General features: G+C 63.6%; 18 protein-coding genes. 3 read left to right on the forward strand and 15 right to left on the reverse strand.

All coding sequences use genetic code 11. From position 1 onward, the window contains the following. Positions 1 to 35 precede the first annotated feature (35 nt). From F6X61_RS20885 to F6X61_RS20905, 5 genes are all read right to left on the reverse strand, one after another. Positions 36 to 1,058, reverse strand: a complete 1,023-nt coding sequence (locus F6X61_RS20885; RefSeq protein WP_153788295.1) for a DUF5924 family protein — start codon at positions 1,056 to 1,058, stop codon at positions 36 to 38. 140 nt (positions 1,059 to 1,198) lie between these two features. Continuing rightward, positions 1,199 to 2,602 carry a pitrilysin family protein gene (locus F6X61_RS20890; RefSeq protein ID WP_153788297.1) on the reverse strand — a complete coding sequence of 468 codons (1,404 nt, stop codon included), beginning with the start codon at positions 2,600 to 2,602 and terminating at the stop codon, positions 1,199 to 1,201. A gap of 30 nt (positions 2,603 to 2,632) precedes the next feature. Then, entirely contained in the window at positions 2,633 to 4,291 is a 1,659-nt protein-coding gene (locus F6X61_RS20895; protein WP_153788299.1) for a Na/Pi cotransporter family protein, read from the reverse strand. Positions 4,292 to 4,582: 291 nt separating this feature from the next. Continuing rightward, positions 4,583 to 5,353, reverse strand: coding sequence for a TerC family protein (locus tag F6X61_RS20900; RefSeq protein ID WP_153788301.1), 771 nt, complete (start codon positions 5,351 to 5,353; stop codon positions 4,583 to 4,585). A 72-nt stretch (positions 5,354 to 5,425) separates the two neighbouring features. After that, the gene (locus tag F6X61_RS20905) at positions 5,426 to 6,733 is read right to left on the reverse strand and encodes a CitMHS family transporter (RefSeq protein WP_153788303.1); all 1,308 of its coding nucleotides are present in this window, start codon (positions 6,731 to 6,733) and stop codon (positions 5,426 to 5,428) included. A 268-nt stretch (positions 6,734 to 7,001) separates the two neighbouring features. Here F6X61_RS20905 and F6X61_RS20910 point away from each other — a divergent pair, with 268 nt between their 5' ends. Next, complete coding sequence (locus F6X61_RS20910) at positions 7,002 to 7,403, forward strand: GFA family protein (protein WP_153788320.1); 402 nt, start codon at positions 7,002 to 7,004, stop codon at positions 7,401 to 7,403. 110 nt (positions 7,404 to 7,513) lie between these two features. Here the strand turns inward: F6X61_RS20910 and F6X61_RS20915 are convergent, their stop codons facing one another. From F6X61_RS20915 to F6X61_RS20960, 10 genes are all read right to left on the reverse strand, one after another. Then, positions 7,514 to 9,472 (reverse strand): DUF4105 domain-containing protein, encoded by a 1,959-nt coding sequence (locus tag F6X61_RS20915; protein ID WP_153788305.1) that lies wholly within the window; start codon positions 9,470 to 9,472, stop codon positions 7,514 to 7,516. Next, entirely contained in the window at positions 9,469 to 9,789 is a 321-nt protein-coding gene (locus tag F6X61_RS20920; RefSeq protein WP_153788307.1) for a DUF2388 domain-containing protein, read from the reverse strand. The genes F6X61_RS20915 and F6X61_RS20920 overlap by 4 nt, the downstream gene beginning before the upstream one ends. 37 nt (positions 9,790 to 9,826) lie before the next feature. Next, entirely contained in the window at positions 9,827 to 10,120 is a 294-nt protein-coding gene (locus F6X61_RS20925; protein WP_153788309.1) for a DUF2388 domain-containing protein, read from the reverse strand. A gap of 86 nt (positions 10,121 to 10,206) precedes the next feature. Next, a complete protein-coding gene (locus F6X61_RS20930) occupies positions 10,207 to 10,524 on the reverse strand; it encodes a DUF2388 domain-containing protein (RefSeq protein WP_153788311.1) in 318 nt (105 codons plus the stop codon). Positions 10,525 to 10,819: 295 nt separating this feature from the next. Next, positions 10,820 to 11,035 (reverse strand): DUF1127 domain-containing protein, encoded by a 216-nt coding sequence (locus F6X61_RS20935; RefSeq protein ID WP_110995046.1) that lies wholly within the window; start codon positions 11,033 to 11,035, stop codon positions 10,820 to 10,822. Between the two features lie 434 nt (positions 11,036 to 11,469). After that, on the reverse strand, positions 11,470 to 12,963 hold the full coding sequence (locus tag F6X61_RS20940) for an acetyl-CoA hydrolase/transferase family protein (protein WP_110995047.1): 1,494 nt from the start codon (positions 12,961 to 12,963) through the stop codon (positions 11,470 to 11,472). A gap of 186 nt (positions 12,964 to 13,149) precedes the next feature. Further along, a complete protein-coding gene (locus F6X61_RS20945; RefSeq protein ID WP_153788313.1) occupies positions 13,150 to 14,586 on the reverse strand; it encodes an NAD(P)(+) transhydrogenase (Re/Si-specific) subunit beta in 1,437 nt (478 codons plus the stop codon). A 2-nt stretch (positions 14,587 to 14,588) separates the two neighbouring features. Continuing rightward, positions 14,589 to 14,903 (reverse strand): NAD(P) transhydrogenase subunit alpha, encoded by a 315-nt coding sequence (locus F6X61_RS20950; protein WP_110995049.1) that lies wholly within the window; start codon positions 14,901 to 14,903, stop codon positions 14,589 to 14,591. A gap of 11 nt (positions 14,904 to 14,914) precedes the next feature. Beyond that, entirely contained in the window at positions 14,915 to 16,036 is a 1,122-nt protein-coding gene (locus F6X61_RS20955; protein WP_153788315.1) for a Re/Si-specific NAD(P)(+) transhydrogenase subunit alpha, read from the reverse strand. Positions 16,037 to 16,447: 411 nt separating this feature from the next. After that, positions 16,448 to 17,362, reverse strand: coding sequence for a LysR family transcriptional regulator (locus F6X61_RS20960; RefSeq protein WP_153788317.1), 915 nt, complete (start codon positions 17,360 to 17,362; stop codon positions 16,448 to 16,450). Between the two features lie 167 nt (positions 17,363 to 17,529). Between F6X61_RS20960 and F6X61_RS20965 the strand changes: the two genes are divergently transcribed. Together F6X61_RS20965 and F6X61_RS20970 are read left to right on the forward strand one after the other, a co-directional pair. Then, complete coding sequence (locus F6X61_RS20965) at positions 17,530 to 18,711, forward strand: acyl-CoA dehydrogenase (protein ID WP_110995052.1); 1,182 nt, start codon at positions 17,530 to 17,532, stop codon at positions 18,709 to 18,711. 15 nt (positions 18,712 to 18,726) lie between these two features. Further along, a complete protein-coding gene (locus tag F6X61_RS20970; RefSeq protein ID WP_153788318.1) occupies positions 18,727 to 19,947 on the forward strand; it encodes a CaiB/BaiF CoA-transferase family protein in 1,221 nt (406 codons plus the stop codon). The last annotated feature ends 137 nt before the right edge of the window (positions 19,948 to 20,084 follow it).

Genomic DNA, 20,084 nt, shown 5'->3' on the forward strand with positions numbered 1-20,084 from the left:
TATCGCTGGCTTGCCAGCGATAAGGCCTGATTCGATCAGCTTTTCGGTGCGTCATCCACCACTTTGAACCTGAGCACCCCAATCACCTGCCCGTCCTCGGTCAGCACCCTCACCTGCCACTTGCCCACCGGGTTGGGCGGGAAGTTCTGCTTGTGGGTCCAGGCTCGGTAGCCTTCCTTGCGCCCGCCGTGAATGTCCAGGGCGATGCGGTCCACCTCTTTGCCGTCCAGCTGCCACACGTGGTAGATGCGCTCGTTGAGGCCGCGCGGGGCATTGATTGCGGTGTAGGCGTACAGGCCGCCATTGCGGATGCGGCTGGCGGGTACTTCCTCCAGCGACGCGCCCGGCTGGCGGTTGAGCACTTCGGTGCTGATCGCCACGTCGGTCATCCACAGGGTCGCCGGCGGCACCCAGGAGCGCATCAGCCAGCCGCCGCCGCCCACGGCCAAGGTCACCAGCACCAGCCCCACGCCACGGCGCCAGTTGCGGATCGGGAAGCTGCTGGCCAGGCTTGGGAACGACAGCACCATCGCCGCGACCAGCGCCAGCTTGAAGCTCTGCGCGGTAGTCAGGTGCAGGATGATCGGCAGTGCCGTGAGCAGTGCGGCGAACAGCGTCAGGGTGTGCAGTGCCAGGAACAGCCAGCGTCTGGGGGCCAGCCACTTGTGATACAGCGGGTCGACGATGGAAATCAGCCCCGCGGCGCCGAGCAGGCCGGTGAACACCAGCTGGCCGCTGTTCCAGGTGGTGGTGATGAAGAAGAACGGCAGGACGAAGAACAGGCTTTCCTGGTGGATCATCTGCGTTGCGAAGCGCAGCAGCGGCTGTGGGATCTCACGCTTGAAGGTGCGGGCGAACAGCTCGGTGAGGGTGTTCTCCAGCATCAGCCAGACCCAGCTGATCAGCATGACGATGGCGATCCAGCTGGCCAGGCCGGCCTGGCGGTCGACCAGGATGAAACTGCCGATACCCGACAGGAAGCCGTAGAGCGCGATGATGCCGGGGTAGCGCTTGAGCAGTTCGATCACGCGCAGGACGAAGTTGGGTATTGGGGGCATGGGGCTACAACAGGAAAAGGCATGTTCGAGGCGTCGTGGGAGCGGCGGTGCGCCGATGCGACTTGCCCCGCGATGACCGCATCGCGGGGCAAGCCCGCTCCCACGCAGACGCTGTTGGCCGACAGGATACCGCCGAACCCCTACTTTCGTGTAGCACCGCTGGGGCGATTGGCCATTACGCGCCGCCAGCGGACCAGCCCGGCCGCAAGGATCAGCCCGAGCAACAACGCCAGCAGCCCATACAGCTCGTCATACCCCAACAGCGGCTTCTCGATGCGCAGATAACCCGGCTCCTTGAGCAGTTCGCGCAGGGCCTCGTTGGCCTGCTTGAGGCTGACCTGGCGCAGTGCACGCACCGGGTCGCTGAAACGGCCGTTTTCGTAGGCGTTCAGCGCGCCCCAGTAATAGTCGGCCAACGCCGTGTTGCCCTGGGTGCTCCAGCTCTCGCGGGCAATCGCCGCGTCCTTGATGCGGGCGAAGGTGTCCGGGTCCAGGCCGTGCTTGCGCAGGTGCTCGAACAACTGTTCGAGTACTTTCACTGCCTCGTCGAGGTCCTGGCGCTCAAGGTCTGCATTGAGGCTCAGCAGGCCAGTGTCGCCGAAGCTTTCGCGTTGCGCCGAGGGGCCGTAGGACAGGCCGTGGCGCAAGCGCAGCTGGTCGTACAGTGCCCAGTCCAGGTAGCGCGAGAGCAGCTCGAGGGTCTGGTCGTTGTCCGCGTCCAGGGTCGGCTCGATGAACAGCCAGTGCAGTTTGACGTTATCGCCCAGCCAGCCTCGGGTCAGGTCGCGGCGTTGCTCGGCCTGCTGGCTGATGGATTCGAGGGTGCGGCGCTCTTCGGGTTCGGACGACGGCAAGGCGCCGAAGGTGCGTTCCAGATAGGCCGGCAGCAGGCGGTCGAGGCCGCCGACGACGATCAGGGTCATGTTGTTGGCGGCGTACCAGTGCTCGCGCAGGTGCTGCACCTGCTCCAGGGTCATGTCGTCGAGGTCGGAGCGTTCCTTGCACTTGAGGCCCAGTTCGGTCGCCAGTTGGTCGCTGGCCGGATGGCCGACTTCCTGGCGGTCGAGCCAGCGTTGCAGGTGCCCGTAATGGCCGCCGTCCTCGCGTTCGATGATGCGCTTGGCGTTGGCCAGCGCCTTGGCGTCGATACGGGTGTCGCGCAGCAGCGCCAGCAGCAGGTCGAGCACCTTGCGCTGGTTGCGTGCCGGGGCCTCGATGACGAAGGTGGTGTCGGCGCTGCTGGTGAAGGCGTTCCATTCCCCGCCCAGCTCTTGCAGGCGCTCTTCCAGGCCGCCCTCGCCGGTGTCGTCGATGCCGCTGAACAGCAGGTGTTCGAGCAGGTGCGGCAGTTCGCGCTGGTTGCAGTCGAAATCGTCCAGGCCCACACCCACCACCAGGCGGATCGACACATGGTCGCGCTCGTAGCCGGACTTGAGGATCACCTGCAGGCCGTTGGGCAACAGGTAGCCCTCGACCCGCGAGCGATCGAGGGCGAAGGTCGGCAGGCTGGCGATCAGCAGGCAAATGAACATCAGACAACGCATGGGCGAGCTACGGTCTCCGGGGGCAAAGGCTCAAGGCTGGCGGGCTTCGTCCGGCACGCTGTCGAGCATCAGCCCGCCGGTGTCGGTGCCGCCCAGTACCACATAGGCACTGCTGCAGAACAAAGAGTTCAACCGCTTCATGTCGGCAATGAGCTCCAAGTGTAGCGAACTGGTTTCGATACTTTGCACCACTTTACGTTGCAGGCGGCTGACATGGGCATGCGCAAGGCGCCGTTCCTGGGCGCGGAAGCGGCGTTTTTCGCGCAGCAGCTGGTGCGCGCTTTGCGGGTCGGCGCTGAGGAACACCGACAGGCCCAGGCGCAGGTTGGCCAGCAGCTGCTCCTGCAGGCCGGTCAGCTCTTCCAGGCCGGTTTGCGAGAACTCGCGGCGCTGGGAAGTCTTCTGCTGCTGGACCTTGCGCAGCATGCGCTCGATCAGGTCGGTGGCCAGCTTGAGGTTGATCGCCAGCTCGATGATCTCGGCCCAGCGCCGGTTGTCCTGCTCACTCAGGTCTTCGCGGGGCATCTGTGCCAGGTACAGCTTGATGGCGTTGTACAGCGCCTCGGCGTCTTCGGCGAGGGTGCGCACCTGCTGCGGCATGGCGGTCTGGGTGCCGCGCAGGGCACCGAGCATGGCGTCGAGCAGGCTGTCGACCAGGTCGCCCAGGCGCAGGGTTTCGCGCACCGCGTTGGCCAGCGCCAGGCTCGGGGTAGTGAGTGCCGTGGGGTCGAGGTGGCGTGCCTGGGTATGGCCATTGCCGTTGCCCCGTTCGGGCAGCAGGAAGTCGCACAGGCGGCCCATGGGCTTGACCGTGGGCAGCATCAGCAGGCAGCGCAAGGTGTTGTAGAGCAGATGGAAGCCGATCACCAGCTCCTGCGGGCTGAAGCTCAGGCTGTCCATCCAGTCCACCAGCGGGTGCAGCACCGGGATGATCAGTACCAGGCCGAACAGCTTGTACAGCAGGCTGCCCAGAGCCACCCGGCGCCCGGCCGAGTTCTGCAGGCTGGTGGTGAGGAAGGCCAGCAGGCCGCTGCCGATGTTGGCGCCGATCACCAGGCCGATGGCCACCGGCAGGCTGATCACCTCGGCACCGGCCAGGGTGGCGGTCAGCAGCACGGCGGCGAGGCTTGAGTAGGAAATCATCGCGAACAGCGCGCCGATCAACGCGTCGAGCAGGATGTCGCCGGTCAGCGAGGCGAACAGCACCTTCACGCCCTGGGCGTGGGTGATCGGGGTGGCGGCGTGCACGATAAGTTGCAGCGCCAGGATGATCAGCCCAAGGCCGATGCCGACGCGGCCCAGTTGGCCGGCGCGGGTCTGCTTGCGCGACAGGAAGAAGATCACCCCGAGGAAGATCAGCAGCGGCGACAGCCAGGACAGGTCGAAGGTCAGCACCCGCGCCATCAGCGCGGTACCCACGTCGGCGCCGAGCATGATCGCCAGGGCCGGGGTCATGGCCATCAGGCCCTGGCCGACGAACGAGGTGACCAGCATGGCGGTGGCGTTGCTGCTTTGCACCATGGCGGTGACCAGGATGCCGGCGATGAACGCCAGCGGGCGCTTGTTCATGTTCTGGCTGAGCACCCGGCGCAGGTTCGAGCCATAGACGCGCAGGATGCCGGTACGGACGATGTGCGTGCCCCATACCAGCAGGGCCACGGCGGAGAGCAGGTTGAGCAGGGTCAGCATGGTCGGGCCCCCTTTATTCTTGTGCCCCAGTGCGGGGCCAATTGGCAATGCAGTGAGCCTGGCCCGGGGGTGGGCATCGGTTTTGTGCAGGGCTCACTCAAGCTTTAGTTGTTTTGCGCGGCTGCCGCCAGCTTGGCATGGCTGAAACATATTTGAAACATGCCACGATCCTGTGGGAGCGGGCTTGCCCCGCGATGGACATCAAAGGAGATCGCGGGGCAAGCCCGCTCCCACGCTGGACGCCCATGAAAAAGGGCCCCGAAGGGCCCTTGTGTACTGCACTCCCCGGCCTTACTGACCCGGAATGTCCTTGCGCAGTTTCACCGCGTCGGGCTCTTCACCCTTCTTGCGCGCTGCTGCGGTGCGCATGCGAATGTTGATCGCTTCCACCGCCAGCGAGAAGGCCATGGCGAAGTAGACGTAGCCTTTCGGCACATGAACGTCGAAAGATTCGGCGATCAGCACGGTACCTACGACGATCAGGAACGAAAGCGCAAGCATCTTCAGCGATGGGTGCTTGTCGATGAAGTCGCTGATGGTACCGGCGCAGAGCATCATCACCAGTACTGCGACGATGATCGCGGCGATCATCACCGGCACGTGGGAAACCATGCCCACGGCAGTGATCACCGAGTCCAGCGAGAACACGATGTCGATGATGGCGATCTGGATGATGGTGTAGAAGAACTTGCCGCCCGCGCCCTTGGGCTCGTCCGGGCTTTCGTCCTCGCCTTCCAGGCCGTGGTAGATCTCTTGCGAGCTTTTCCACAGCAGGAACAGGCCGCCGAAGAACAGGATCAGGTCGCGCCCGGAGATGCCTTGGCCGAACACATGGAACAGGTCGTCGGTCAGGCGCATGACCCAGGTGATCGACAGCAGCAGCAGGATCCGCGTGACCATGGCCAGGGCCAGGCCGAAGATCCGCGTGCGCGGCTGCATGTGCTTGGGCATGCGGCTGACCAGGATCGAGATCATGATGATGTTGTCGATCCCGAGCACGATCTCAAGGGCCGTGAGGGTGAAAAAGGCAACCCAGATTTCCGGGCTGGTCAGCCATTCCATGTGTATTCCTTCGAGCGGTAATGGCAAAGCGCCCGGAGGGCGGGCGCTTTGCGGTTGGATGAAGCGTGTGTATTACAGACTGCTGAACAGCGGGAATGTGCCCAGGGCCAGCGCGCCGAACATTATGCACAGGCATACCAGCACTGCCCACTTGAGGGTGAAGCGCTGGTGATCGCCGAACTCGATGCCGGCCAGGGCCACCAGCAGGTAGGTAGAGGGTACCAGCGGGCTGAGCAGGTGTACCGGCTGGCCGACGATCGATGCGCGGGCCATTTCCACCGGGGTGACGCCGTAGTGGCTGGCGAACTCCGACAGCACCGGCAGCACGCCGTAGTAGAAGGCGTCGTTGGACATGAAGAAGGTGAACGGCATGCTGACCAGGGCGGTGATCACTGCCATGTACGGGCCGAACGCTTCCGGGATCACCGCCAGCAGGCTCTTGGACATGGCGTCGACCATGCCGGTGCCCGACAGGATGCCGGTGAAGATGCCGGCGGCGAAGATCAACCCGCTCACGGCCAGCACGCTGGAGGCGTGGGCGCCGATGCGGTCCTTCTGCTGTTGCAGGCACGGGTAGTTGACGATCATGGCGATACTGAAGGCGATCATGAACAGCACCGGCAGCGGCAGCGCGCCTGCGATCAGCGCGACCATCAGCGCGGCGGTCAGGGCGCCGTTGAACCAGATCAGCTTGGGCCGACGCGCTTCGGGGAACTGCGACACGCTGATGTCGCTGTGGTCGATGTCGTCGGTCGGCAGGTGCAGCTCACCCAGGCGGGCACGTTCACGCAGGCCATACCAGTAGGCGATGGCGAGGATCGCCAGCACGCCGAATGCCATGGCCGGGATCATCGGCACGAAGATGTCCGAGGGATCCACATGCAGGGCGCTGGCGGCGCGGGCAGTCGGGCCGCCCCAGGGGGTCATGTTCATCACCCCGCCGGCCAGGATGATCAGGCCGGCCATGATCCGCGGGCTCATCCCCAGGCGGCTGTACAGCGGCAGCATGGCGGCGCAGCAGATCATGTAGGTGGTGGCGCCGTCACCGTCGAGGGAGACGACCAGGGCCAGCACGGCGGTGCCGACCGAGACTTTCAGCGGGTCGCCCTTGACCAGCTTGAGGATCTTGCGCACGGCCGGGTCGAACAGGCCGGAATCGATCATCAGGGCGAAGTACAGGATGGCGAACATCAGCATCACGCCGGTGGGCGCGAGCTTGCTGATGCCTTGCAGCATCATCGGGCCGATGTCGCTGTAGAAGCCGCCGAACAGGGCGAACAGGATCGGTACCAGGATCAGTGCGATCAAGGCCGACAGGCGCTTGGTCATGATCAGGTACATGAAGGTGATGACCATGGCAAAGCCGAGGAAGGTCAGCATGGCGGTACTCCAGGCGTGGCGCGGCGAAAGGAAGGACGTTTCGGGCGGATCAGCGCGTCAGGCGCTTCGCGGGGAGTAGGCGAAGAGGGAATGCAAAAAGGCGGGCACAGGAAAACATCAGAATCACCATTGTTGTTGTTGATTGGGCCGGGCACGGAAGTTTCCGGGTGCCCTGGCTGACCGGTCTGCTGCCGGTGGTGGCGCTATCCTATGTGCGCAAGCTTTCAGCCAGCTTTCGGCCAGTGCAAGGCGACGGGAGGTCATGACGATGGCGCGTGTCGAGGAAGGGGGTTGCCATTGCGGCGCCCTGCGTTACCGGTTGCGGGGCGATCTGGGTGATGTGGCTCACTGTCATTGCTCGATCTGTCGGCGGGTCAGTGGCGGCACCTTGGTGACCTGGGTGACGCTGGGCAGCGAGGATTTCGAGTGGTTGGCGGGCTCGCCGCAGCGGTATGTGGCGCCGGCTGGATGCAGCCGCTATTTCTGTGGTGGTTGTGGGGCCCATGTGGCGCTGGTGACTGAGCGCAGCCCGCAGACGATCGATGTGACGGTGGCGACGCTGGATCATCCGGAGCGGGTGAAGCCCGGCCGGCATATCTGGGTGACGAGCCGATTGCCGTGGATGCCGGTGGGTGATGGGTTGCCAGAGGAGGATGAGGAAAGCCTGTGAGGTCTTGTGCTGGCTGTTCTGGCCCAATCGCGGGGCAAGCCCGCTCCCACGCTGATCGCATTCCACGTGGGAGCGGGCTTGCCCCGCGATTGGGCCCCCACCGGTTTTCGCTAGGGCAACTGCAACCCGCCAGCCGCCTTGTGCAGCGCGCGCAGGTGTTCGCCTACCTGCTTGATGTTGGCTTCCACCGCCTTGATCTCCCTGGCCCGCTCCGGCCCCAGCAGCGCCCTCACCTGCTGGTCCAGGTCGTTGCTCAGGCGCAGCAGCTGCGCCTGGCGTGCCTTGCTTTCCTGCTCCAGGTGCTGGCGCTCCTCCGGCTGCGGCAGGCCGTATCCGCCCGCCCCCAGCAGTTCCGCCGGGCGGCTGAGGTAGCCACTGTTGGCGAGAATCGCCTGCAGGGCCTGGTCGGCCTTGTCGAAGCTGCCATCCTTCATCGCCCGGCCATTGAGGTAACGCTGCTTGACCTCATCCTGGGCCAGCAGCAGCTGCCTGCGCAGGCTGGCCTGTTCGAGCAGCAGCAGCGCCGCGCTGGTGCGCAGGTCGGCGCGCTCGAACCACGGGCGGCGCTGCTCGGCATCCAGGGCCAGCCAGTCTTCCACGGCGGTCTGTTTGATCGGTAGCTGCTTCTTCAGCACGTCGAACATGGCCTGGTAGCGGTCGCGGTAGGAGTCGAAGCGATAACCCAGGCGCAGCGCCTCACGTGGGTCGTCGAGCACACTGGTGTCAGCCAGGCCGCGCCCTTTGAGCACTTCCAGCAGGCCGTTGGGCATGATGTTGTCGAGGTCGTTCAGGCGCGGGTTGGCGGTGCCGCTGCGCAGCAGCTTCAAATTCTCGACCGCGCAGTTGTTGGACAGGAAGAAGTAGTTGCCGTCGTAGCTCCAGTGCATCTCGGCGGCCTGGCGCACCATGTTCTCGATCTCGCTGCGGCTGAGCTTGAGCGGCACCGAGGCCAGGCTGCGCAGTTCGGTCTTGGTGTATTCGTCGATCACCTGGCCCAGCGGCAGGACGAACAGCCGCGACGGGTAGGCCCCGACCAGCCCGCCCCAGCTCGACAACTGCACGTCGTTGACGAAGGCCCGGTAGGACAGCACCAGGCTCTGGTCGAGGTCCAGGCGGCAAGCCGGGCCGCGTGGGCGGCCGGGGGCGCAGATCACCAGGCGCAGCATGCTGTGGCCCCAGCGGCTGACCAGGTTCTGGTTGGCTTCGGCCAGCAGGTAATCCACTTCGTAGACCCGCTCGGGGTCGATTTCGCCCAGCGGCTGGCGGGCGAAGTCATTGCCGGCATTGAGGAACGGCAGGCCCCTGGCGCAGGTGTTGTGCGGCGGTGCCCAGCCGAAATGCTCGCTCAGGTACTGGTTGAGCGCCGGGCGACGGCAGGCGTAGCTGGGGTCGAGGAGGAAGTACTCCATGTTGACCGCGAGGTATTCCTTGGGGCTGCTCAGCTCGTAGCTGTCGGGGCTGCGCGCCACCTGGCCGTTGTGCTGTTCGCGCTCGCCGCGGCGGCCGACGTACTGCGGCCAGCCGGCCAGGTCGAGCAGGCGTGGGTCGTCGCTCAGGGTGAAGCGGCGCTCGGCCTGGCCCCTGCAGTCCTGTGGCAGGCCTACCTTGCCCAGGGCGCCTTGCTGGCGCTTGCAGCGGGTGATGAGCTGGCGCTCGGCGCTGGGCCACAGGCGGGCGCGGTCATAGATGTGGGTGAGCTCATGCAGCACCGTGGCCAGCAGCTCTTCACGGACGGTGCCGTGGGGGCGGTTGGTCTTTTCGCGGGCGGCGCTGCCATCGACCAGGCCTGGCAGCAGGCGGCGGTTGAGGTCGAGGGTGGAGACCGGCGAAGCCTGGCCGTAGGCATCCTCGGGCATGCGGTCGGTCCAGCTCACCGTTACCTGGCGGTCCAGCTGTTGCTTGAAGCGCGGCGGCAGCTTGGCCATGGCTTCATCGAGCAACTGCTGGGTGGCCTGTTGCTGTGGCTGGTCGAGGCCGTCTGCCTGCAGCACCAGTTGCAGGTCGGCCAGGGCGGGCGTGCCGAGCAGCGTCAGGGCGCAGCCGAGCAGCCAGGCACGCGCGCGCTTCACAGGGCGAGGATAGCTTCGGCCAGCATCTGGTCGCTGGCGTCGCGGGCTTCCGGCACACGGGTGCGCAGGGTGTCGAAGGCCGCTTCGAGCTGGGCGCCACGGATGTTGCCGTTGCTGGCGACGAAGCTGGCGGCGTCGTCGTGGGCTTCGCGGATGACTTTCGAATCGCGAATCGAGGTGGTGGTGTCGGAGGTGAAATCGATCGTGCGCGCCGAGGCACGGACGATGATGTTGCTGGTGGCCACCAGCGTGTGAGCCTGGGCCATGTCGGCCAGCAGCAACATGCCGAGGGAAGCGGCGATCAGCGATTTACGCATGGAGCATCTCCGGAAGGTACAAAGGCGTAACAGGTAGTTATTGGACGAGGATGGCTTCGGCCAGTTCCAGGTCGCCGACAGAGTGACAACTGTGCACCTGGCGCAGCGAAACCAGCGCCGCCTGAAGGCGCGCACCGCGAATCAGGCCATCACTGGCAACAAAGGCAGCAGCATCGTCACGGGCGGCGGCGACGACCTTGCGATCGAACGGCGCGGTGGTCACCTGGCTGGTGACATAGCCGGTGGCAACGAGGCTCTGGGTGGTGACATCCATGGCATGGGCGCTTCCCATACCGGCGAGGGCTAACAGCACTGGCGGCAGATAACGCATGGGCTCTCTAGGCGGTGGTTTCGGGCAGCGAAGGCTACCCCGGATGCACCGGCCGGGGCCAGTGAATCCGGGTGTGAAGGCTTGTGTTAGAGCGCGAGGATGGCGCGGGCCAGTTGTGCGTCGCTGGCTTGCAGCGTGGGCTGCTGCTGGCGAATGTGCACCAGGGCGCTTTCCAGTTTGGCGCCACGGATCGCGCCTTCGCTGCCAACGAAGCTGGCGGCGTCGTCACGGGCCGCCTGCACAATCTTGTCATCGCGGAAGGACGAGGTGACGTCGGAGGTGGCATCGGTGGTTGCGGCAACGGCACCGACTACCGCGTCGGTGGTCACCACGAAGCTGGTGGCATTAGCCGCACCGGCGAGGGACAGCAGCGCGGCGGCGGCGAACAGATGATAACGGGACATGATGGGGGACTCCTGCGCAGGGTCTGGATGGTTCTGGTTATCGGACGCTCGCTTGGCTCGTCACGGTACGGTGTTGCCAGGCGTGTAGGACAAGCGTAACACGCCTCGGTTCAAGCGCCTGGGGCGGCAAAGAACCACATTTGGTAACTGTACCTATCAATAACAAGTTTTGTAAAACTGTACCTGTTGCGCTGCGATGGCTCTATCTCGCGGCGGACAAACAAAAAACCCGTCGCGGTTTCCGGCGACGGGTTCTTGTGTATTCGCGGTGCCGGCGTTGGCCGGCTGCCGAGGCTTAGCGCCAGAACGGCTTGCTCAGCTCTTCGTAGCGCTGCGACTCGCTGATACCGGCGTCGGCCAGCAGGCGGGAGTCGAGGCGAGCCAGCTGACGGCGGCTGGCCATGCGGCGTTGCCACAGCAGCAGGGTCGACAGGGCGCGCAGAGGCAGGGCAGCGTGGGAAGCTTGGGCGTTGCTTTCGAAAACCAGACCGGAACTGAGGGTGCGTTCCATGATGTTTCATCCTTCCGCTTGTGGCGGCATTAGGGAGTGATTTAACTGGTGCCCATCTTCCTCCTCTGCTGTCCATAACAGTAGATACAGTTATGTAGTAAAGCGATGGCTCAGTTAACTGTGTAATCCTACTGTTGCACCCGAAATTGGCGTAACTGTACTGGTCTGCACTGATTTGGTGCGAATTTTGGATTTTGTAGGAAATGGTGCGGGGCGGAAGCAGATAATTACCAGTACAGTAGTACAGTTTTATTTATCTGGTTACCGGTTGGCTGTGGGAGCGGGTTTACCCACGAAAGCGTCTGTATGGCCACTGCAGCATTTGCGGGTAAACCCGCTCCCACAGATGGCTCATTTAAGCAAAACGATCGCGGGGCAAGCCCGCTCCCACGGTGGGAGCGGGCTTGCCCCGCGATGGGTACAGCGCTGGTGAATCAACCAGCCAGCATGCGCCCGCTTTCTTCCAGGTTCTCGTGCCAGCTCAGGGCTTCGCGCAGGATGTGCGGGGTGTGGCCGCCGCGCTGGCAGGCGCGTTCGAAGTAGTCGTTCAACGCAGCGCGATAGTCCGGGTGCACACAGTTGTCGATGATCGCGCGGGCACGCTCGCGTGGCGCCAGGCCGCGCAGGTCGGCCAGGCCCTGTTCGGTGACCAGGATGTCGACATCGTGTTCGGTGTGGTCGACGTGGCTGACCATGGGCACGACGCTGGAAATTGCGCCGCCCTTGGCGATCGACTTGGTGACGAAGATCGCCAGGTGGGCATTGCGGGCGAAGTCGCCGGAACCACCAATTCCGTTCATCATCCGGGTGCCGCAGACGTGGGTGGAGTTGACGTTGCCGTAGATGTCGAACTCCAGCGCCGTGTTTATGCCGATGATCCCTAAGCGACGCACCACTTCAGGGTGGTTGGAGATCTCCTGCGGGCGCAGCACCAGTTTGTCCTTGTAGCGCTCGAGGTTGCCGAACACGTCGGCATTGCGGCGGCTCGACAGGGTGATCGAGCTGCCCGAGGCGAAACTCAGCTTACCGGCGTCGATCAGGTCGAAGGTCGAGTCCTGCAGCACTTCGGAGTACATGGTCAGGTCTTCGAACGGAGATTCGATCAGGCCGCACATCACGGCGTTGGCGATGCTGCCGATGCCGGCTTGCAGCGGGCCGAGCTTGTTGGTCATGCGGCCGGCGTCCACTTCGCCCTTGAGGAAGGCGATCAGGTGGTCGGCGATGCCCTGGGTCTCGTGGTCTGGCGGCAGCACGGTGGACGGTGAGTCCGGCTGGTCGCTGATGACGATGCCGACGATCTTGGCCGGGTCGATCGGGATTGCGGTGCTGCCGATGCGGTCATCGACTTTCACCAGCGGGATCGGCGTGCGGGTCGGGCGGTAGGTCGGGATATAGATGTCGTGCAGGCCTTCGAGGTTGGCGTTGTGCGACAGGTTGATCTCGACGATGACCTGCTTGGCGAAGATCGCGAAGCTGGCCGAGTTGCCGACGGAGGTGGTCGGCACGATATGGCCTTCTTCGGTGATCGCCACTGCTTCGATGACCGCGATGTCCGGCAGGGTCAGCTGCTTGTTGCGCAACTGCTCGACGGTTTCCGACAGGTGCTGGTCGATGAACATCACTTGGCCGTCGTTGATGGCCTTGCGCAGGGTGCTGTCGACCTGGAACGGCATGCGTCGGGCGAGTACGCCGGCTTCGGTCAGTTGCTTGTCGAGGTCGTTGCCCAGGCTGGCGCCGGTCATCAGGCTGATTTTCAGCGGCGACAGCTTGGCGCGCTCGGCCAGTGCGTGGGGCACGGCCTTGGCTTCGCCGGCGCGGGTGAAGCCGCTCATGCCGACGGTCATGCCGTCCTCGATCAGGCCAGCGGCGTCAGCCGCACTCATTACCTTGCTGTGCAGGGAGGACAAGCGGATGCGATCACGGTACATGGATTGTTATCTCAGGCTACTGAAGCTACTGGAAGCGCAGTCTAGAGATTTAGCCCGGTGCCGTCCCGCGACCATGGTCGTAGGCGAAGCCTTGGAATAGAGCCGTTGATCTGGATCATGCAAATGAAAAAGCCCCCGGGCATAACACCCGGGGGCTTTAGACGCTTCTATATATAGAGGCGGGTATCAGTCCACGGCCTTGACCATGTCCTCGATGACTTTCTTGGCGTCACCGAACACCATCATGGTCTTGTCCAGGTAGAACAGTTCGTTGTCCAGGCCGGCATAGCCGCTGGCCATGGAGCGCTTGTTCACGATGATGGTCTTGGCTTTGAACGCTTCGAGGATCGGCATGCCGGCGATCGGCGACTTGGGATCGTTCTTCGCCGCCGGGTTGACCACGTCGTTGGCGCCCAGCACCAGTACCACGTCGGCCTGACCGAACTCGGCGTTGATGTCTTCCATCTCGAACACCTGGTCGTACGGCACCTCCGCTTCGGCCAGCAGTACGTTCATGTGGCCTGGCATACGCCCGGCAACCGGGTGGATCGCGTACTTCACGGTCACGCCGTTGTGCACCAGCTTCTCGGTCAGCTCTTTGAGCGCGTGCTGGGCGCGGGCCACCGCCAGGCCGTAGCCGGGAACGATGATCACGCTGTCGGCATTGCTCAGCAGGAAGGTAGCGTCGTCGGCCGAACCGGACTTCACCGGGCGCTGCTCTTTGGAGCCTTGCGCCGCACCTGCGTCGGTATCGCCGCCGAAGCCGCCGAGGATGACGTTGAAGAACGAACGGTTCATCGCCTTGCACATGATGTACGAGAGGATCGCACCGCTGGAACCCACCAGGGAGCCGGCGATGATCAGCATCGAGTTGTTCAGCGAGAAGCCGATACCTGCGGCCGCCCAGCCCGAGTAGCTGTTGAGCATCGACACCACCACCGGCATGTCGGCGCCGCCGATCGGGATGATGATCAGCACGCCCATGATGAAGGCCAGGGCCAGCATCAGGGTGAAGGCGCTGTAGTGGCCGGTGAAGGTGAACAGCAGGCCCAGGGCAATGGTGGCAAGGCCGAGGATCAGGTTCAGCTTGTGCTGGCCGGCGAACTGTACCGGTGCGCCCTGGAACAGGCGGAACTTGTACTTGCCCGATAGCTTGCCGAACGCGATGACCGAGCCGGAGAAGGTGATGGCACCAATGGCCGCGCCGAGGAACAGCTCCAGGCGGTTACCGGTGGGGATCGGGTCGCTGATGCTGGCGACGATGCCCAGCGATTGCGGCTCGAGTACCGCGGCAATGGCGATGAACACCGCGGCCAGGCCGATCATGCTGTGCATGAACGCAACCAGCTCGGGCATCTTGGTCATCTCGACGCGCTTGGCCATGATCGAACCGGCGCTGCCGCCGACCAGCAGGCCGACGATGACATAACCGATGCCGGCAGTGGCCAGTTCGGCGCCAAGCTTGTAGATCAGCCCGACCGTGGTGAGGATGGCGATACCCATGCCGATCATGCCGAACAGGTTGCCCCGGCGTGAGGTGGTGGGGTGCGAGAGACCCTTGAGCGCCTGGATGAAGCAGATCGAGGCGACCAGGTACAGAAGCGTTACCAGATTCATGCTCATGCTTACTTCTGCGCCTCGTTCTTGGTTTTCTTCTTGAACATTTCCAGCATGCGGCGGGTGACCAGGAAGCCACCGAACACATTGACCGCGGCCAGCGCCACGGCGAGGGTGCCCATCACTTTGCCGGCCGGGGTGACGGTCAGCGCGGCCGCGAGCATGGCGCCGACGATGACGATCGCCGAAATGGCGTTGGTGACGGCCATCAGTGGGGTGTGCAGTGCCGGGGTGACGTTCCAGACCACGTGGTAGCCCACGTAGATGGCCAGCACGAAGATGATCAGGTTGTAGATGCCGTGGGAAATCAGCAGGTCTTCCATTGTCGAGCTCCTCAGCCGTTCTTGCGTACGACCTGGCCGTCGCGGCACATCAGGCACGCGGCGACGATGTCGTCTTCGAGGTTGATCACCAGCGCGCCGTCCTTGTCGAACAGCAGCTTCATGAAGTCCAGCAGGTTGCGGGCGTACAGCGCGGAGGCGTCTGCGCCGACCTGGGCTGGCAGGTTGGTCGGGCCGACGATGGTCACGCCGTTTGCCTGTACCACCTGGTCAGCGACGGTCAGCGGGCAGTTGCCGCCCTGGGCCGCCGCGAGGTCGATCACCACCGAGCCGGGTTTCATCTGCGCGACGGTCTCGGCGCTGAGCAGCGTCGGCGCCTTGCGCCCGGGGATCAGCGCAGTGGTGATGACGATATCGGCCTGTTTGGCGCGCTCGTGGACGGCCTGGGCCTGGCGTTGCATCCAGCTGGCCGGCATGGGGCGGGCGTAACCGCCGACGCCTTCGGCGCACTCGCGCTCTTCATCGGTCTCGTACGGCACGTCGAGGAACTTGGCGCCCAGCGACTCGATCTGCTCTTTCACGGCGGGGCGCACGTCGGAGGCTTCGATCACCGCACCCAGGCGTTTGGCCGTGGCGATGGCCTGCAGGCCGGCGACGCCAGCGCCGAGGATCAGCACACGGGCGGCCTTTACGGTGCCAGCGGCGGTCATCAGCATGGGCATGAAGCGTGGGTAGTGATGCGCGGCCAGCAGCACGGCCTTGTAGCCGGCAATGTTGGCTTGCGACGACAGCACGTCGAGGCTCTGGGCCCGCGAGGTACGCGGCGCGGCTTCCAGGGCGAAGGCGGTGATGCCACGCTCGGCCATCTTGCCGATCAGCTCGCTGTTGAACGGGTTGAGCATGCCGGCCAGCACGCTGCCGCTGTTGATCAGCGCCAGTTCCTGGTCGTTGGGTGCAACCACCTTGAGCACTAGCTGCGCGCCGAAGGCATCGGTCGCTTCACCCAGCGCGGCGCCAACGGCCTCATAGGCACTGTCCGGAATGCTGGCCTTGAGCCCTGCCCCCCGTTGTACGGTGACCTGATGGCCCTGGCCAACCAGTTTCTTGATGGTTTCCGGGGTCGCGGCGACCCTTGTCTCACCCGTCTGCGTCTCGAGAGGAACACCAATGTGCACGACTTTGTCTCCTGCGGTGACCTTTTTGTGTTTGTTTGAACCAGCTCACTTCGGGTGGCGCGCTGGGTGGTCGTAGAGCACGACTCCGCCTGAATCCGGGGCGGGAAGGCATTTTGCAGATGAACCATTGGGGCCACAACCGGTTCTGAAGCGAAACGAACTCAAAACTACAAGTCACCCTGTGACCGTATGTCGCAATGATTCGAAACAAACCCGTCAAGCACGCGCTATTCGGAGCTTAGGGGAAAATTTGAAAAAAAATCGGCTGTTTTCGGCCTTGCTGCCATGAATGTCGCAAAATAACCGTCAAACCCGCATGGTAACTAGGGTTGATAGGGTTTTTCAGGTCAGCCGGAACAGATTACGTATTTGCGACAAATACATATATCTGTAGGTGTTAAAAATAATTGACTACGGGGTCAGCTTATCGGCTTTTGCAGTGTACTGCTTTGCCTGTGCTATCAGCCAGTCACGGAAAGCCCGTAGTGACGCAGACTCCACCTTGCGCTCTGGAATCATCAGATAGTAGGCCTTGTCGCTGGACAGGGCATGCCTGTTAGCGACCACCAACCTGCCCTCCTCCAGCTCGCGCTGGATCAGGAACGGTGGGATCAACGCAATGCCCATTTCGTGCATGGCCGCCTGGGCGAGCATCGAGAACAGTTCATAGCGCGGACCTGTCATGTCGCGTTCAACGCTCATGCCCAGCCCATCGAACCATTGCCGCCAGGCATACGGGCGGGTGGTCTGCTGCAGCAGGGGCAGCTCGGCGATGCGCTGGGCGTCGAGATCGCCCTGCCCGCCCAGCAGCTTCGGGCTGCACACCGGTACCGGGTTTTCTCCCATCAGGCGATGAGCCTGGGTGCCGGACCAGTCGGCGTCGCCGAAGTAGATCGCCGCATCGAAGGGCGTGTCGGCGAACAGGAACGGCCGGGTGCGGTTGGTCAGGTTGACCGTGACTTCCGGGTGGCGTTGCTGGAAGTCCTTCAGGCGTGGCAGCAACCACTGGGTGCCGAAGGTCGGCACCACAGCCAGCTCGATCACGTTGGCACCCTGCTGGCGCATGACTGACAAGGTGTCGCGCTCTACGGCGTCCAGTTGGCTGGCCACCTGGCGGCTATAGGACAGGCCTGCCTCGGTGAGCTTCACGCCCCGGCGCGAACGGCGGAACAGTTCGACGTTGAGGAACGCCTCCAGCCCACCGATCTGCCGACAGACGGCGCCCTGGGTCAGGGCCAGTTCGTGGGCGGCCTTGGTAAAGCTCTCGTGACGCGCGGCCGCCTCGAAGCAGACCAGGGCGGTGGTGCTGGGGATCTTGCGGCGCATGTACGTCAACCTCACTTGTATGCTCGTCAGTACGGCGTTTCGCCGATCACGGAGTGAGAAAATATCACTAAAGCGTGCGCAATCCTCGTTTGTCCCGATAGCCGATCAAGCCTAGGATCAATGCAACGCAAGAATCCGCTCCCATCTTTGTTTCGAGGAACACGCACATGGCCGGTAAAGCAAGCTTCAACTGGATCGACCCGCTGCTGCTGGATCAGCAGCTCACTGAAGAAGAGCGCATGGTGCGTGACAGCGCCTTCCAGTTCGCCCAGGACAAGTTGGCGCCGCGTGTGCTGGAAGCCTTCCGTCACGAACAAACCGACCCGGCGATCTTCCGCGAGATGGGTGAAGTCGGCCTGCTGGGCGCGACCATCCCTGAACAGTACGGTGGCAGCGGCCTCAACTACGTGTGCTACGGTCTGATTGCGCGTGAGGTGGAGCGCATCGACTCGGGATACCGCTCGATGATGAGCGTGCAGTCGTCGCTGGTCATGGTGCCGATCAACGAGTTCGGTACCGAAGCACAGAAGCAGAAATACCTGCCCAAGCTGGCCAGCGGTGAGTGGATTGGCTGCTTCGGCCTGACCGAACCCAACCATGGTTCCGACCCGGGCTCGATGATCACTCGGGCGCGCAAGGTCGACGGCGGCTATCGCCTGACCGGCAGCAAGATGTGGATTACCAACAGCCCGATCGCCGATGTGTTCGTGGTCTGGGCCAAGGATGATGCCGGCGACATTCGCGGCTTTGTCCTGGAGAAAGGCTGGCAAGGCCTCAGTGCCCCGGCCATCCACGGCAAGGTTGGCCTGCGCGCCTCGATCACCGGTGAGATCGTCATGGACAACGTGTTTGTCCCGGAAGAGAACATCTTCCCGGACGTGCGCGGTCTTAAAGGCCCGTTCACCTGCTTGAACTCGGCTCGCTACGGCATCTCGTGGGGTGCACTGGGCGCCGCCGAAGCTTGCTGGCACACCGCGCGCCAGTACACCCTGGACCGCCAGCAGTTCGGCCGCCCGCTCGCCGCCAACCAGCTGATCCAGAAAAAACTGGCCGACATGCAGACCGAAATCACCCTGGCCCTGCAAGGTTGCCTGCGTCTGGGGCAGATGAAGGACCAAGGCACCGCTGCGGTGGAAATCACTTCGATCATGAAGCGCAACTCCTGCGGCAAGGCGCTGGATATCGCCCGCATGGCGCGTGACATGCTGGGCGGCAACGGTATCTCCGACGAGTTCGGCGTGGCCCGCCACTTGGTCAACCTTGAGGTGGTCAACACCTATGAAGGTACCCACGACGTGCATGCGCTGATCCTCGGGCGTGCGCAAACCGGTATCCAGGCGTTCTATTAATAGAGGAGCCAGGCCATGGGTGCGCTTTCACATCTGCGGGTGCTGGACCTTTCTCGGGTGCTCGCCGGCCCATGGTCCGGCCAGATCCTCGCCGACCTTGGTGCCGATGTGATCAAGGTCGAGCGCCCGGGCTCGGGTGACGATACCCGTGCCTGGGGCCCGCCCTTCCTCAAGGACTCGCGTGGCGAGAACACCAGTGAGGCGGCCTACTATCTGTCGGCCAACCGCAACAAACGCTCGGTGACCATCGACTTTACTCAGCCTGAAGGCCAGCGCCTGGTGCGCGAGCTGGCGGCCAAGTCGGACATCGTCATCGAGAACTTCAAGGTCGGCGGGCTGGCGGCCTATGGTCTGGATTACCAGAGCCTGAAGGCGATCAACCCGGAGCTTATCTATTGCTCGATCACAGGCTTCGGCCAGACCGGGCCGTATGCCAAGCGTGCCGGCTACGACTTCATGATCCAGGGGTTGGGCGGGCTGATGAGCCTGACCGGGCGGCCGGAAGGTGAGGAAGGTGCCGGGCCGATGAAGGTTGGTGTGGCCTTGACCGACATCCTGACTGGCCTGTACTCGACGGTGGCGATCCTGGCTGCCCTCGCCCATCGGGACCAGGCCGGGGTTGGCCAGCATATCGATATGGCCTTGCTGGATGTTCAGGTGGCTTGCCTGGCCAACCAGGCGATGAACTACCTCACCACAGGAAACTCGCCGCGGCGGTTGGGTAATGCGCATCCCAATATCGTGCCTTACCAGGATTTTCCGACGGCGGATGGCAATTTCATTCTCACCGTGGGTAATGATGGGCAGTTCCGCAAATTTGCCGAAGTGGCTGGGCAGCCGCAGTGGGCGGATGATCCGAGGTTCGCTACTAATAAGCAGCGTGTGGCCAATCGGGCCGAGTTGATTCCGCTGATTCGCCAGGCCACGGTGTTCAAGACTACGGCTCAATGGGTGAGTGAGCTGGAGAAGGCTGGTGTGCCTTGTGGTCCCATCAACGACCTGGCGCAGATGTTCCAGGATCCGCAGGTGTTGGCTCGGGGGCTGGCGGTGAACATCCCGCACCCGTTGGCGGGGAATGTGCCGCAGGTGGCCAGCCCCATCCGGTTGTCGGAGACACCGGTGGAGTACCGGCAGGCACCTCCGCTGCTGGGGGAGCATACCGAGGCAGTGTTGAGTGATGTGCTGGGGCTGGATGCGATGGCGGTGCACGAGCTGCGCACTGCTGGCGTGCTCTGACGCTCCAGCTATATAGAGAGCGGGGAGGCCGACAGGCCTCCCCGCTTTGTTTTCAGGCAGATGACACTTTCTTGAAATTAAAGGTTGACGGGGTTTCAGATCCCCTTATAATGCGCCCCACTTCCAGCGACAACGGA

Origin of the sequence: Pseudomonas sp. EMN2 (assembly GCF_009650555.1) — a bacterium.
Taxonomy (GTDB): Bacteria; Pseudomonadota; Gammaproteobacteria; order Pseudomonadales; family Pseudomonadaceae; genus Aquipseudomonas; species Aquipseudomonas sichuanensis.